15 protein-coding genes and 1 pseudogene are annotated in these 13497 nt (G+C 62.9%); 10 read left to right on the top strand and 6 right to left on the bottom strand.

Annotated features, from left to right (window positions below):
* Positions 1–34: 34 nt before the first annotated feature.
* A complete protein-coding gene (locus HGO38_RS20265) occupies positions 35–1306 on the top strand; it encodes an MFS transporter (protein WP_250957715.1) in 1272 nt (423 codons plus the stop codon).
* A gap of 42 nt (positions 1307–1348) precedes the next feature.
* Here HGO38_RS20265 and HGO38_RS20260 read toward each other — a convergent pair whose 3' ends face one another.
* The 3 genes from HGO38_RS20260 to HGO38_RS20250 all read right to left on the bottom strand — a co-directional run bounded on the left by HGO38_RS20260 (position 1349) and on the right by HGO38_RS20250 (position 4437).
* Complete coding sequence (locus tag HGO38_RS20260; RefSeq protein WP_250957714.1) at positions 1349–2101, bottom strand: ABC transporter ATP-binding protein; 753 nt, start codon at positions 2099–2101, stop codon at positions 1349–1351.
* Positions 2095–3162, bottom strand: a complete 1068-nt coding sequence (locus HGO38_RS20255; protein ID WP_250957713.1) for a FecCD family ABC transporter permease — start codon at positions 3160–3162, stop codon at positions 2095–2097. The genes HGO38_RS20260 and HGO38_RS20255 overlap by 7 nt, the downstream gene beginning before the upstream one ends.
* A 135-nt stretch (positions 3163–3297) precedes the next feature.
* Positions 3298–4437, bottom strand: coding sequence for an ABC transporter substrate-binding protein (locus HGO38_RS20250; RefSeq protein WP_250957712.1), 1140 nt, complete (start codon positions 4435–4437; stop codon positions 3298–3300).
* 113 nt (positions 4438–4550) lie between these two features.
* Here HGO38_RS20250 and HGO38_RS20245 point away from each other — a divergent pair, with 113 nt between their 5' ends.
* A complete protein-coding gene (locus HGO38_RS20245; protein WP_250957711.1) occupies positions 4551–5363 on the top strand; it encodes a class I SAM-dependent methyltransferase in 813 nt (270 codons plus the stop codon).
* Between the two features lie 48 nt (positions 5364–5411).
* On the opposite strand, the gene HGO38_RS20240 is transcribed toward HGO38_RS20245, so the two are convergent.
* Positions 5412–6305 (bottom strand): LysR family transcriptional regulator, encoded by an 894-nt coding sequence (locus HGO38_RS20240; RefSeq protein WP_250957710.1) that lies wholly within the window; start codon positions 6303–6305, stop codon positions 5412–5414.
* A gap of 143 nt (positions 6306–6448) precedes the next feature.
* Here HGO38_RS20240 and HGO38_RS20235 point away from each other — a divergent pair, with 143 nt between their 5' ends.
* From HGO38_RS20235 to HGO38_RS20215, 5 genes and pseudogenes are all read left to right on the top strand, one after another.
* Complete coding sequence (locus HGO38_RS20235) at positions 6449–7630, top strand: MFS transporter (RefSeq protein WP_250957709.1); 1182 nt, start codon at positions 6449–6451, stop codon at positions 7628–7630.
* Positions 7631–7662: 32 nt separating this feature from the next.
* Positions 7663–7890: pseudogene (locus HGO38_RS20230) on the top strand (aldo/keto reductase); the annotation flags it as partial.
* Between the two features lie 252 nt (positions 7891–8142).
* Positions 8143–9075, top strand: coding sequence for an SHOCT domain-containing protein (locus HGO38_RS20225; protein ID WP_250957708.1), 933 nt, complete (start codon positions 8143–8145; stop codon positions 9073–9075).
* A 134-nt stretch (positions 9076–9209) separates the two neighbouring features.
* Positions 9210–9488, top strand: a complete 279-nt coding sequence (locus tag HGO38_RS20220) for a BrnT family toxin (protein ID WP_250957707.1) — start codon at positions 9210–9212, stop codon at positions 9486–9488.
* Positions 9475–9699 carry a BrnA antitoxin family protein gene (locus HGO38_RS20215; protein ID WP_250957706.1) on the top strand — a complete coding sequence of 75 codons (225 nt, stop codon included), beginning with the start codon at positions 9475–9477 and terminating at the stop codon, positions 9697–9699. The genes HGO38_RS20220 and HGO38_RS20215 overlap by 14 nt, the downstream gene beginning before the upstream one ends.
* Positions 9700–9785: 86 nt before the next feature.
* Here HGO38_RS20215 and HGO38_RS20210 read toward each other — a convergent pair whose 3' ends face one another.
* Entirely contained in the window at positions 9786–10175 is a 390-nt protein-coding gene (locus HGO38_RS20210) for a hypothetical protein (RefSeq protein ID WP_250957705.1), read from the bottom strand.
* Between the two features lie 235 nt (positions 10176–10410).
* Here HGO38_RS20210 and HGO38_RS20205 point away from each other — a divergent pair, with 235 nt between their 5' ends.
* From HGO38_RS20205 to HGO38_RS20195, 3 genes are all read left to right on the top strand, one after another.
* Entirely contained in the window at positions 10411–11997 is a 1587-nt protein-coding gene (locus HGO38_RS20205) for a helicase HerA-like C-terminal domain-containing protein (protein ID WP_250957704.1), read from the top strand.
* A gap of 62 nt (positions 11998–12059) precedes the next feature.
* Entirely contained in the window at positions 12060–12314 is a 255-nt protein-coding gene (locus tag HGO38_RS20200) for a BrnT family toxin (protein WP_250957703.1), read from the top strand.
* Complete coding sequence (locus HGO38_RS20195) at positions 12305–12619, top strand: BrnA antitoxin family protein (RefSeq protein ID WP_250957702.1); 315 nt, start codon at positions 12305–12307, stop codon at positions 12617–12619. The genes HGO38_RS20200 and HGO38_RS20195 overlap by 10 nt, the downstream gene beginning before the upstream one ends.
* Positions 12620–12684: 65 nt before the next feature.
* Here HGO38_RS20195 and HGO38_RS20190 read toward each other — a convergent pair whose 3' ends face one another.
* Positions 12685–13464, bottom strand: a complete 780-nt coding sequence (locus tag HGO38_RS20190) for a MetQ/NlpA family ABC transporter substrate-binding protein (RefSeq protein WP_250957701.1) — start codon at positions 13462–13464, stop codon at positions 12685–12687.
* Between the last annotated feature and the right edge of the window lie 33 nt (positions 13465–13497).

The raw sequence follows: 13497 nt of genomic DNA, 5'->3' as shown, positions 1-13497 counted from the left end.
TGCGACAAGCCGCAAAGGCACAGGGAAGACTGCATTGAAAGACAAACTCGGCCGCAATTTCGCGGCGCTTTTTACCGCCAGCGCCGTTTCCAATCTGGGCGACGGCATTGGCGTGGTGGCATGGCCCTGGCTCGCCTCGCTGCTGACCCGCGATCCGCTGGCGATCGCCTTTGTCGCCACCGCGCTGCGTCTGCCGTGGCTTCTGTTCGCACTACCCTCCGGCGTCATCACCGACCGCGTCGACCGCCGCAAGCTCGTGGTGGCGATGGATCTCACCCGCTTCGCGCTGCTGACGGGCCTTGCCGCAGCCCTTTGGTTCTCCGACCCGACTGACGGCACGCCCGGCACGGGCCTGCCGAGCAATCCGCTCTACTGGATCCTGCTGGTCTCGGCGCTGGCGGTCGGCTTTGCCGAAGTGTTGCGCGACAATGCCGCCCAGACCCTGATGCCGGCGATCGTGCCCGCGTCACGGCTGGAAGCCGCCAACGGGCGCCTATGGAGCGTCGAGGTGATGATGAATTCGCTGATCGGGCCACCCCTGGCCGGCCTCGTGCTGACCGTCGCCGTGCCGCTGGCCTTTGCCTTCAACGGCATGGGCTTTGCCATTGCCGCCGCCCTGGTGATGTCGATCCCCGGCCATTTTCGCCCGACCCGCGCCGAGCCGAAGCACTGGGTAACAGAGATGCGCGAAGGGGCGGCCTTTCTCTGGCGCAATCCGATGCTGCGCGATCTGGCCATCGGCCTTGGCGTGCTCAATGCTGCTTATCTGATGATGCAGATCGCGATGATTCTCTACAGCCAGGAGGTTCTGGGCCTCTCCTCCACGCAGTATGGCCTGCTGCTGACGGCCGGCGCCTTTGGCGGTATCCTGGGCGGCGTCCTGGCAGAACGCGTGGTGCGCGTGATCGGCACCGGCATGGCGCTGCGGCTGACGCTGGTCGCGGCCCTCTTGCAGGCGGTGGTGATGGCCAGCATTCCCCATGCCGCACCGATCTGGGGCGCCATTCTGCTTGCCGAATTCACGGGCATGATCTGGAACACCGTCACGGTGACGCTGCGCCAGCGGCTGGTTCCGCAGCACCTGCTCGGCCGCGTCAACAGCGTCTATCGCTTTTTCGCCTGGGGAACGATGCCGCTCGGCCTCGTGGTTTCCGGCCTCTCGGTCAAGCTCGCCGAACCGTATCTGCCCCGCGCCATGGCCCTCACCACCCCCTTCATCATCGCCGCCATCATCTTGCTGCTGCTGGTCGTGCTGATGTGGAAGAGGCTGTCGACGACGGCCATCGAGGGGGCGAGGTTCGAGTGAGACAACCGGCATTTCATCGCCGGCTCTTGCCTCACCGCTCGTTCAATTCACCGCATTGTCGACGATCACCATGGGGCGGCCGAGGGTGCAGGATTCGATGCGGGCATCGACGCGGTAGACCTCGCGCAGCATGTCCGGCGTGATGACGTCGCGGGTCGGGCCGCAGGCGGCCATGCGGCCATCGGCGATCACCAGGGTATTGGCGCAGTAGCGCAGGGCATGGTTGAGGTCATGCAGCGCAATCAGCACGGCCATGCCGCTGCGGGCGGCGAGATCAGACATGAAATGCAGCACTTCGACCTGCCGGAACAGATCGAGCGCCGAGGTCGGCTCGTCCATCAGCAGCACCTCCGGATTGCGCACCAGCGCCTGGGCGATCGACACCAGCTGACGCTGGCCGCCCGACAATTCGCCGAGGTTGCGGAAGGCCAGATCGCTGATGCTGAGCGCCTTGAGGATCCGGTCGATGGCCTTGAGCTCGTCCTCGTCCACTTTCCAGGTGGAGCCCTGCTTGGCGGCCAAAAGCACGGATTCGTAGACCGTCAGCACGGCATTGGCGCCGGTGTCCTGCGGCATATAACAGATCGCCTTGTCGGATGCGGTGCCGCTCAGATGCACCACGCCCTCGCCTTTCAGCAATCCGGCGATGCGCTTGAACAGCGTCGATTTGCCGGCCGCATTGGGTCCGATGACGGCGGTCAGTTCGCCACCCCTCAGGATATCGGTGGAGATATCCTCAAAGATCCGTACCTTGCCGTAACGGGCACCGAGATTTTCAAGCGCGAGCGCTACCATGACCGCCTCCGGCTGCTGAAGATGAGGGAGAAGAAGAAAGGCACGCCGACCAGCGCCGTGATCACGCCGATCGGCAGGATGGCGCCGGGGATCAGTATTTTCGACACGACCGAGGTGGTCGACAACAGCAGCGCGCCGCACAGCACCGAGGCCGGCAGGAAGAAGCGCTGGTCTTCGCCGACCAGCATGCGGGCGATATGCGGGCCGACCAGGCCGACAAAGCCGATCGTGCCGACAAACGCCACCGGAATGGCGGCCAGCAGGCTGACCAGCATCAGGGTTTCGAGCCGCAGCCGGCGGATGTTGACGCCGAAGCTGGCGGCCTTGTCATCGCCGAGCCGGAGCGCCGTCAGCGCCCAGGCGCGGCGCATGAACAGCGGCGTGGCGAAGGCGAGAACGGCGGCGGTCACCGCGACCTTGGTCCAGGTCGCCTTGGTGAGGCTGCCCATGGTCCAGAACACCACGGCGGCCAGCGCCTGTTCGGAGGCCAGATATTCAAGCAGCGCCAGTGCCGCATTGAAGGTGAAGACCAGCGCGATGCCGAGCAGCACAATGGTTTCGACCGTCACGCCGCGCAGCGTCGAGGCGCCGTAGATGAACAGCGAGGCGAGCATGGCCATCAGGAAGGCGTTGATCGGCACCATATACTGCACGGCGGCGGGGAATATGGCGACGCCGCCGACCAGCGCCAGGGCCGCGCCGAAGCCGGCGGCGGCCGAAATGCCGAGCGTGAAGGGGCTGGCCAGCGGATTGGCAAGGATGGTCTGCATCTGCGCACCGGCCAGCGACAGGCAGGCGCCGACGGTCACCGCCATCAGGGCGATCGGCATGCGGATATCCCAGATCACCACCCGCAATTGCTGGTCGACCGAGGCCGCATCCCAGAGCGCCGACAGAACCTGCGACAGCGTATAGCGCGCCGGGCCGAGCGCCATGTCGAAGGCGACGCTGAGCGCCAGCGCCACGACCATGCCGCAGATCAGCAGGATACGGCGGAAGGCCAGCGCCCGGTAGAGTGCGCGCCCTTCTGCCACCGGAAGAGTTTCGCCAAGTGCAGCCATCGATTGCCACCCTGTCCCAATATGAAGAACGCCCGGTCAGCGAATGACGGGCGAGATCTGTTGATGATGAGAAAGAGCCGGCAGGAGACCTGCCCTGCCGGCGCTCGATTGCAGTTCGCGATCAATGGCCGGCGTTCAGTGGCCGGCGTTCAGCGAGGCGAAATAGCCCGGACGATAGGCAACCGGCAGGAAGCGCTCATGCAGCTCCTTGAAGGTGGCATCGGCATCGAGATCCCCAAACAGGTCAGGATGCAGCCATTCGGCCATCTGCTGGACGGCGACGAACTGGTAGGGGCTGTTGTAGAACTGGTGCCAGATGGCATGCACATTGTGGTCGGTCACCGCCTTGACGCCGGTAAAGGCAGGCCGATGCATCAGCTTTTCAAGCTTTTCCGTCGCCTTGGCCTGATCCGCCCCCGGGCCGACGCCAACCCAGGCGCCGCCTGGAACGTAGAGTTCCCAATTGGAGCCGGTGACAATGACCTGGTCCGGATTGGAGGCGATGATCTGCTCGGGATTGACCGTGCCGAAGGTGCCCGGAATGATGTCCTTGGCCATGTTGATGCCGCCGGCCATCTCGACCATCTTACCGAAATTCTCATTCCCGAAGGACATGCAGCAATCTTCGCTGTAGCCGCCGGCGCGCTCGACGAAGACCAGCGGCTTCTTGACATCCGGCGCCTTGGCCAGCGTATCGGTGACTTTGGCGATCTGCTCTGAACGGAAAGCGACGAACTCTTCGGCGCGGGTCTCCTTGCCGAACAGCTTGCCGATGATGCGCATGGATTCGTCGGTGTTCTGCATCGGCTTTTCGCGGAAGTCGATATAGACCAGCGGGATGCCGACCTTGGCGAGCTTCTCGATATAGCCACTCTCTTCGGTCGCCGACTTCGCCTCGGTGTTCATGATGATGACGTCGGGCTTCAGCGTCACGGCCTGCTCGATATCGAAGGTGCCGTCCTTCATGCCGCCGAAGGTCGGGATTTTCGCCATCTCAGGGAATTTTTCGAGATAGGCGTTGTAGCCGTCCAGGTCGGCCTTCTTGAAATCGTCGCGCCAGCCGACGACGCGGGCAAACGGTGCGTCGGTATCCAGGGCAGCGGTGAAATAGATCTGACGGCCTTCGCCGAGAATCACCCGCTCGACCGGCACGCTGACTTCCACTTCGCGACCAGTGATGTCTTTGATTTTGATCACGTCGCCAGCCAGAGCCACGCTCGAAAAAAGCGCGAGCGAAAGCGCGGCGGCGGTGGCCACCCTGTTGAAAATACGCACGATTTGTCTCCTGTGAATGGGTTCGCGGTGGATTATTATTTTATGACTTTAATAGTCAACAAATATCTTTTAGAAAGCTTCCAATCTCACTCACCTTTGGAGCTCGGACCCTCATGACCCCGGCCAATTCCGCGGCAAACACCCTCAGCAATTACGATCTGCGCGACGAGATCAAAGCCTATTGGTCGGCCCGCGCCGAGACCTTCGACACCCAGCCGGGACACGAGATCTTCTCCGAGCCGGAGCGCCAGGCCTGGCATGCGCTGATCCGCCGGCACCTGGGCGATGGCGCCGGCCGCAAGGCGCTCGACCTCGCATCCGGCACCGGCGTCGTATCCCATCTGCTGGACGATGTCGGCTTCCAGGTGACGGGGCTCGATTGGGCCGAGCCGATGCTGGAGCGCGCCCGCGCCAAGGCGAAATCCCGCGGCCGCGATATCAGCTTCGTGATGGGCGACGCGGAAAACACCATGGAACCCGACGGGGCCTATGACGTCATCACCAACCGGCACCTGGTCTGGACGCTGGTCGATCCGAAATCCGCCTTCCTCGAGTGGCGGCGCGTGCTCAAGACCAGCGGCATCCTGCTGATCGTCGATGGCGACTTCGTCAATCCCGGCCTTGCCTCGCGGCTTGCCAAGACGATGACCGCCATTGCCGTGAAACTGGGCCTGACCAAGACCAACACCCATCGTGGCACCGGCGCCATGGCCGACACCCACCAGAGCATCCTGTCACGGGTCTATTTCTCGCAAGGCGCCCGCGCCGAGGCGGTGGTGGAACTGCTCAAGGAAGCGGGCTTCTCCGACGTCGTGGTCGACACCGACATGCGCGCCATCCATAAGACCCAGGCCAAGAATTTCGGCTTTTTCAAATCGCTGGAGCGCGCCACCCAGCACCGCTACGCCATCCGCGCGGTGAAGTAAGGTTCGCCTCCGGCTTTCTCTTTAAACGGAGAGTCGGAGGTGGTCTGCTCACAACCGCTCGGCCAGGAAATCGATATAGGCACGGATGCGCACGGCCAGATGCTCGTGGCCGGCATAGACGGCGTGGATTTCCTCGATATCCTCGGGATTGTAATCCTCGAGCACTGTGACCAGCCGGCCGGCCTGCAGGTCGGGCTCGATATGGAAGCGGCCGATGCGGCCGATGCCGAGGCCCGCCAGGCAGAATTGCCGGATGATCGAGCCGCTGCTGGCTTTCAGATTGCCGGGCACCGGCCGGGTCTCCGCAAGGCCGGTGTCTGGATTGCGGAATCGCCAGCCTTCGAAAGAGCGCCTAAAATTGAAGTTGATGCAATTGTGGTGATCGAGATCGGCCGGGGTCAAAGGAAGGCCATGGCGCTCGATATAATCCGGTGAGGCGATGATCGCCTGCCGGCTTTCCGACAGTTTGCGCGCCTTCAGGCTGGAATCGCGCATCGGCCCGTGGCGAATGGCAATATCGACCCGATCGCCGATCAGGTCGACAATGCCGTCCGTCAGCGTGATGTCGAGTTGCACATCCGGATAAAGCGCCAGGAAGTCCCCCGCCAGCGGCAGGATGTAGCGCTCGCCAAAGCCGACCGAGGCATTGATCGACAGCGGCCCGCGCGGCAGCATGCGCCCGCCGCCGGACACCATCGCCTCCGTATCGGCGATCTCGGCCAGGATGCGCTGCGCCCGCGCCAGATAGGTCTCGCCCTCCGGCGTCAGCTGCAGCATGCGGGTCGAGCGCACGATCAGCCGCGTGCCGAGCCTGTCCTCCAGCCGTGTCACCAGCTTGCTGACCGCCGAAGGCGACAGCTTCAACCGGCGTCCCGCCTCTGAGAAGCTCTTGAGCTCGGCTGCCAGCACAAAGACCTGCATTTCTCCGGCCCGGTTATCCATGGCAACGCCTCACTGTGATTTTAATTCACAGGTGATTGTCCATTACTGCGCATTCTCAAACAAGTGGGAAGCGCCGATAGTCACCTCACCACATCCATAGTTCACCAGCCGCGCCAAACGCGGATCAGGAAAGGCACATTCCCATGCCTCTGGCATTGTTTGCACTGACGATTGCGGCCTACGCGATCGGCACCACAGAATTCGTGATTGTCGGCCTGCTGCCGACCGTCGCCTCCGACCTTCAGATCACCCTGCCGCTGGCCGGGCTGATCGTCTCGATCTATGCGCTCGGCGTCACCTTCGGGGCGCCGGTCATCACCGCCCTGACCGGCAGGCTCGGCCGCAAGCCGCTGCTGCTGGCGCTGATGGCGCTGTTCATTGCCGGCAACATGGTGGCGGCGATGAGCCCGTCCTATAGCCTGCTGCTGGCCGGCCGCGTGCTGTCGGCCTTTGCCCATGGCGTGTTCTTCTCGGTCGGCGCGACGATCGCCGCCGGGCTGGTGCCGGAAAACCGCCGCGCCTCGGCGATTGCCATGATGTTCATGGGCCTGACGGTCGCCATCGTCACCGGCGTGCCGCTCGGCACCACTATCGGCCAGACCTTCGGCTGGCGCTCGACCTTCCTGGCCGTCTCGGGTCTTGGTCTGGTTGCCTTTGTCGGCATTGCCGCTTTGCTGCCGGCCAACCTGCCGAAAGCGGCACCCGCCAGCCTGATGGATCAGGTCCGCGTGCTTGGCTCTGGCCGCCTGCTGCTGGTCTTCGCCATGACCGCACTCGGCTATGGCGGCACATTCGTCACCTTCACTTATCTGGCCTCGATCCTTCAGGACATCACCGGCTTTGCCGCCTCCAGCGTCAGCCTCGTGCTGGTGCTCTATGGCCTGGCCATCGCCGCCGGCAATATTGCCGGAGGCCGCATTGCCGACCGCGATCCGGTCAAGGCCCTGACCTGGCTGTTCGCATTGCAGGCAATGGTCCTGGTGATCTTCACCTTCACCGCCCCCTTCACCATCCCGGCGCTGCTGACGCTGACCGCGCTTGGCTTCCTGTCGTTTGCCAATGTGCCGGGCCTGCAGCTCTATGTCGTCGACATGGCGAAACGTTTCCGCCCCGGCGCCGTCGATGTCGCCTCGGCGCTCAACATTGCCGCCTTCAATCTCGGCATTGCCGCCGGCGCCTGGATCGGCGGACTGGTGGTCGCCTCCTCTCTTGGGCTCGGTGCCACGCCAATGGTGGGCGCGCTGATGGTCACCGGCGCCCTTGGCCTGACCGTCGTCAGCGGCCTCATCGACCGCCGCCGCGACACGCTTGCCACCGCCGTCTGACACGTTTTTGGTTCCAAATAAGGATACCCATCATGGAATACCGCAATCTCGGAAAATCCGGCCTCAAGGTGCCGGTCTTAAGCTTTGGCGCCGGCACGTTCGGCGGCTCCGGCCCCCTGTTCGGCGCCTGGGGCAATACCGATATCGACGAGGCCCGTCGCCTTGTCGACATCTGCCTGGAGGCCGGCGTCAACTTCTTTGACACGGCGGACGTCTATTCGAACGGCGCCTCCGAAGAGGTGCTCGGCGCCGCTATCAAGGCGCTATCGGCTGGTCGCTGACGGACACGCAGATGGCGACGCTCGATGCCGCCAGCGCAGTGACGGCGCCCTATCCGCATTTCCCCTACCGCCGTCAGGAGGGTTTTGCGCGCCTGTCTCCGCCGCTCGCCGGATAGCCCAGACCTTCGACCGCCCTGTCATCAGCCTGCCGACCGTGCTAGAGAAATTTCAAAGGCACGGCCTGCGGGCAGAGCTCGTTTAAGGCTGCGGGATGGAGAAGGAACGACCGGCATGCGAACACTCAGCGACGAAGGCCTGCGCACCCTTACCGATATTGCCAGCCGCCACGGCGTCAGCCTGGACGCGGTCGAGCATCTGCTGATGGCCGTCATGGCCGGCCACGGCAATCAGGCCCAGTTCAACCATCCCGATCTCGGCGGCATGGGGCAATGGTCGCAGGGCGGCATGACCATGGTCGGCGACATGTTCAACCATGGCCTGAAGGCCCGCGTCGACACGCTCTGCACGGAACTGTCGGGGCTGGTGCGCAACATGGATCTTCTCATGCCGATGGCGGCGAGCTCCCAGTCGCAGTCCCAGGGCAATGGCCAATACCAGAATGGCCAATACCAGAACACTCAGTTTCAGGGCAGTTTCCAGGGGCACTCTTCTCCAGGCCAGCAGTCCCAAGGCCATGGCGCCAGCCTGTTCGTGCCCGGCGCCTTCACCCAGGGCAACTGGTGGCCGGACGATCTCGGCCACGCCGCATCCACGGGCGCCCAGAACAACCTGCGTTATGCCTTCTTCCCGGCAAGCCGGCGGCTGGCGATCGACGTCAACGGCCAGGTTACCGTCTACGACACCAAGGACCACCAGATCGGCGGCTTCTCGCAGCAGCAGAGCGGCGATCAATCCCTGAGCTTCACCTCGCAATACGGCCTGGTGCGGGTCTCCGACCTCGCCGTGGTATCGCCCACCGGCGAGACAGCACCGACGCCAACCGCTGCGGCGCCGGTCGTGGAATCGGTCCATGAAACGCCGACGGTTCCGGCACCACCCGAAACACCTGCCATGATGCCCGTCTCGACACCTTCGGCAGCGGTCCTCTCATCCGACGACGACATCTTCAACAAGATCGAACGGCTGGCCGGCCTGCATGCCAAGGGCATCCTGACCGATTCCGAATTCGAGACCAAGAAAGCGGAACTGCTGGCGCGACTGTAGGTGGGCTGAGACGACGCTGGACGGTGGTGGCAATATCAGGCAGCATCAATGGCCTGTATATGCATGAGCAGCATGTCGTGCAGGGCAACCACTTTCGCTCCCTTGGCAGAAACCATATTTTGTAGTAACAATAAATGGAAATCACCTTTGATCAGGCGAAACGAGTAAAGACGCTCAACGAGCGCGGCCTTGATTTTGCCGACAGTTCAAAAGTCTTTGAAGGGCCCCATCTAACCATTGAGGATGATCGAACCGACTATGGCGAGACGCGATTCTTCACGGTTGGATGGCTTCATCAAAGGCTGGTGGTCATCGTCTGGACAGAGCGCGGCAATAGCATGCGCATTATCAGTATGAGGAAGGCGAATGAACGCGAACAACGAGCCTTTGCACCCCGTCTTGGCAACACCTGACGACGATGCTCCGGATTTGTCCGAAAGCCCCTGGCTGGAAAAGCTGGCCGCAGTGCCGGTCCGACGCGGTCGCCCGAAAAGCAGCACGACCAAGGCATCGACCACGATCCGCATCGATCAGGATGTGATCGACAGCTTTCGCCGCGACGGTCCCGGCTGGCAATCGCGGATCAATGCGGCCCTCCGCGAATGGCTGCAACGCCGGACGTGACGGTGGCCCTCCTCCGCAGCCGACATCTCACACAAAAGCCGCCGGGTCGCCCCGGCGGCTTTTCGCATTGATTGCCGACCGTTGGCTCAGACGAACTGGCTGAGGCCCGGAACCGAGGCGACGACATTGTCGACGACTTCATCGCCGGCATATTCGCGGGCAGCGGCGATGGTTTCCTTGGCGAGAGCGGTGATTTCGCCCATGCCGAGGCCTTGCGCCATCAGCTGCTGGCCGAGGCCCATGATGCCGCCGCCGCCCATCGCGCTCATCAGGCCGCCGAGCAGACCCTTGCCTTCGCCTTCGCCATTGTGCATGGCCACCAGTTCCATGGCGCCGGGGATCGCTTCGATCATCTTGGCAACCGGGCCGTCTTCAGCTTCGCGCTGGAGGAAACCGAGCATCATGCCGACCGCCTTTTCAGCGACATCGGGAGCAATGCCGACTTTGTCGGCGATGCGGGAAACGAGTTCATTCATGGTTGCCTCCTGGTTATTTGACGTTAACGTCAACGTAATTCACGTCGGTTCCGAACGCAAGTTGCCGAAGCTCCGGGCCCTGGTGTTTTCCACCGCCCGGTGCGCCGCCTCGCCTGTTGTCGGTCCTTGATACTATCCTTATAAGAGCTCTACGATGATTCAATGAAAAGATGCGGTTGAGGCGCAATGACGCGGTTGCGCCCGGCCTTTTCACAAGGGATGAGGACGAGGCGCCATGCTTGTTGACGGTAAGCTCTATATCGGCACCAGCCGCAATCCCGACGACAGCATGAACAAGGGCGAATATCTCGACCTGAAATTCGGCAATCGTCATGGGCTGATCACCGGCGCCACGGGTACCGGCAAGACGGTCACCCTGCAGGTTCTGGCCGAAAGCTTCTCCAATGCCGGCGTGCCGGTGTTCTGCGCCGATATCAAGGGCGACCTGTCGGGCGTTGCCGCAATGGGCGAGCCGAAGGGCTGGGTGACCGATCGCGCCGCGCAGATCGGCTTTACCGATTTCGCCTTCCAGGAATTCCCGGTGATCTTCTGGGATCTCTATGGCGAAAAAGGCCATCGGGTGCGCACCACCATCGCCGAAATGGGCCCTCTGCTGCTGGCCCGGCTGATGGATGCCTCCGAAGCCCAGGAAGGCGTGCTCAACATCGCCTTCAAGATCGCCGACCAGGGAGGCCTTGCCCTGCTGGACCTGAAAGATCTGCAGGCGCTGCTCAACTACATGGGCGAGCACGCCACCGAACTGTCGAGCCAGTTCGGCCTGATTTCGAAGTCCTCGGTCGGCTCGCTGCAGCGCGGGCTGCTGATGCTCGAACAGCAGGGCGCCGAACATTTCTTCGGCGAACCCGCCCTGAAGATTTCCGACATCATGCGCACCACCAATGACGGGCGCGGCGCGATCTCGGTGCTGGCCGCCGACAAGCTGATGATGAACCCGCGGCTCTACGGCACTTTCCTGCTGTGGATGCTGTCGGAACTGTTCGAAGTGCTGCCGGAGATCGGCGACCCGGACAAGCCCCGGCTGGTGTTCTTCTTCGACGAGGCCCATCTGCTGTTCAACGATGCGCCGAAGGTGCTGATCGAGCGCGTCGAACAGGTGGTCCGCCTGATCCGCTCCAAGGGTGTCGGCGTCTATTTCGTGACGCAGAACCCGCTCGATGTGCCGGAAACGGTGCTGGCCCAGCTCGGCAACCGCGTCCAGCATGCCCTGCGCGCCTATACCCCGCGCGAACAGAAAGCCGTCAAGACGGCAGCCGAAACCTTCCGCCCCAATCCGGCCTTCGACTGCGAAACGGTAATCACCACGCTTGGCACCGGCGAAGCGCTGGTCTCGACGCTGGAGACCAAGGGCGCGCCGTCGATCGTCGAGCGTACGCTGATCCGCCCGCCCTCCGGCCGGCCTGGCCCGCTGACCGACGCCGAACGCCAGGCCGTGATCAATGTCAGCCCGGTGGCCGGCCTCTATGACGAAGACCTCGACCGGGAATCCGCCTTCGAAATCCTCACTGCCCGCGCCAAGCAGGCCGCCGACGCAGACGCCGCTCGCAAGGCCGAGGAAGAGGGCCGCGCACCGCCGGACGACAAGGACAGCGCCGCCGGCCGCTGGAGCCTGCCGGGCTTCGGCACCGACAGCGACGACGACAACCGCCGCCCGACCACCAAATCCTCCACCACGACCACCCGCCGCTCCGGCTACCAGCGCGAAACGGTCATCGAAGCCGCCATGAAAAGCGCCGCCCGCTCGGTCGCCACATCGGTAGGCCGGGCGCTGGTTCGGGGGATCTTGGGGAGTTTGAGGCGGTAGCGGAGCCCTCCCGGTACACAGAAACCTTTGCGCAGCTGCCGATTTCCGTATATACATAATCCATGGACATCGTCTGGGATGAGCACAAGCGGCAGCAGAATCTGGCCAAGCACGGCATGGATTTTGCTGATCTGGATGTCGCCTTTTTCCTCGACGCACAAATCACGCCCTCCAGACAAGGGCGCATGCTGGCAATTGGCGAGTGGAACGGCAGGGTGATTATCGCTGTGGTGTTTGCAGCTCTTGGTTCGCAGGCGCTGTCTATTATCTCCATGCGCCCGGCTAGCCGGAAGGAAAGGACAAATCGATGGCCTTGAAATATTCATCCAAACGCCCGCTGTCCGATGCGGCAGAGGCCGAGATCCAGCGGATGATTGCATCCGATCCGGACAATCCCGAACTCACCGACGAACAGCTTGCCGAAATGCGCCCCTTTCGGGAGGTTTTCCCTGAATTGGCTGAGGCGATCGAGAAGAAGCTGGCCGGGCGGCCGAAGCTGGAAAACCCGAAACAGGCGATCAGCATTCGCCTCGATGCCGAGGTGATCGAACGGTTCAAGGCATCGGGAGACGGCTGGCAATCGCGCATGAACGAGGCGCTGCGCAAGGCCGTCGGCCTGTAAAGACAGGCGGAAAGCAATATAGGGCCAGAGGGCCGGACAATACCGGTCCTCTGGCCTTTTTCGTCTTACCAGGACGGAATGACCGCGCCCTTGAACTCTTCCTGGATGAAGGCCTTCACGGCATCGCTGTGATAGGACTCGACGAGGGTCTTGACCCAGGCGGCATCCTTGTCGGCGCTCTTGACCGCGATCACGTTGATATAAGGCGCCTTTTCACCCTCGCGGCCGATCGGGTCCTTGGCCGGATCAAGGCCGGCTTCGAGCGCGTAATTGGTGTTGATCACCGAGGCGTCGACATCGTCCAGCGCGCGCGGCAATTGCGCGGCATCGAGTTCGGCGAAGGTGATGTTCTTCGGGTTCTCGACCACGTCGGCCGGACCGACCTTGAGACCGGCATCGGGCTTGAACTTGATCAGGCCCTTGTCGGCAAGGATCAGCAGCGCGCGGCCGCCATTGGTCGGATCGTTCGGGATGGCGACGGTGGCGCCATCGGCCAGTTCATCGAGGCTTTTGACCTTCTTGGAATAGATGCCCATCGGGAAATTGACCGACTGGCCGACGCTGACGATGTCGAAGCCGCGGTCCTTCACCTGATTGTCGAGATAGGGCTGGTGCTGGAAGGAATTGGCGTTGAGATCGCCATCGGCCAGCGCCTGGTTCGGCACGACATAGTCGGAGAATTCGAGGATCTCGAGATCGAGGCCCTTGGTGGCAGCGACTTCCTTGACCTTTTCCATGATCTGCGCGTGCGGACCCGGCGTCACGCCGATCTTGATGGTTTCGGCAAGCGCCGTACCGGCCGAGAACAGGGCGGCGAGCGAGGCCGCGAGGATCAGTTTTTTCATGGGATGTCTCCTTATTTTTCCCTTGGTTTTCCT

This window comes from Rhizobium sp. CG5 (assembly GCF_023701945.1).
In the GTDB taxonomy this organism is placed as follows: Bacteria; Pseudomonadota; Alphaproteobacteria; order Rhizobiales; family Rhizobiaceae; genus Allorhizobium.
The sequence above is the reverse complement of the archived record's forward strand: the minus strand, read 5'-3'. Positions and strand labels throughout refer to the sequence as shown.

What these genes read in the sequence shown, in the direction of transcription:
- HGO38_RS20225 (WP_250957708.1), top strand. Translation starts at nt 8,143, where the DNA reads ATGCGAACACTCAGCGACGAAGGCCTGCGCACCCTTACCGATATTGCC.
- HGO38_RS20205 (WP_250957704.1), top strand. Translation starts at nt 10,411, where the DNA reads ATGCTTGTTGACGGTAAGCTCTATATCGGCACCAGCCGCAATCCCGAC.
- HGO38_RS20255 (WP_250957713.1), bottom strand. Translation starts at nt 3,162, where the DNA reads ATGGCTGCACTTGGCGAAACTCTTCCGGTGGCAGAAGGGCGCGCACTC.
- HGO38_RS20240 (WP_250957710.1), bottom strand. Translation starts at nt 6,305, where the DNA reads ATGGATAACCGGGCCGGAGAAATGCAGGTCTTTGTGCTGGCAGCCGAG.
- HGO38_RS20235 (WP_250957709.1), top strand. Translation starts at nt 6,449, where the DNA reads ATGCCTCTGGCATTGTTTGCACTGACGATTGCGGCCTACGCGATCGGC.
- HGO38_RS20260 (WP_250957714.1), bottom strand. Translation starts at nt 2,101, where the DNA reads ATGGTAGCGCTCGCGCTTGAAAATCTCGGTGCCCGTTACGGCAAGGTA.
- HGO38_RS20200 (WP_250957703.1), top strand. Translation starts at nt 12,060, where the DNA reads ATGGACATCGTCTGGGATGAGCACAAGCGGCAGCAGAATCTGGCCAAG.
- HGO38_RS20245 (WP_250957711.1), top strand. Translation starts at nt 4,551, where the DNA reads ATGACCCCGGCCAATTCCGCGGCAAACACCCTCAGCAATTACGATCTG.
- HGO38_RS20220 (WP_250957707.1), top strand. Translation starts at nt 9,210, where the DNA reads ATGGAAATCACCTTTGATCAGGCGAAACGAGTAAAGACGCTCAACGAG.
- HGO38_RS20190 (WP_250957701.1), bottom strand. Translation starts at nt 13,464, where the DNA reads ATGAAAAAACTGATCCTCGCGGCCTCGCTCGCCGCCCTGTTCTCGGCC.
- HGO38_RS20210 (WP_250957705.1), bottom strand. Translation starts at nt 10,175, where the DNA reads ATGAATGAACTCGTTTCCCGCATCGCCGACAAAGTCGGCATTGCTCCC.
- HGO38_RS20195 (WP_250957702.1), top strand. Translation starts at nt 12,305, where the DNA reads ATGGCCTTGAAATATTCATCCAAACGCCCGCTGTCCGATGCGGCAGAG.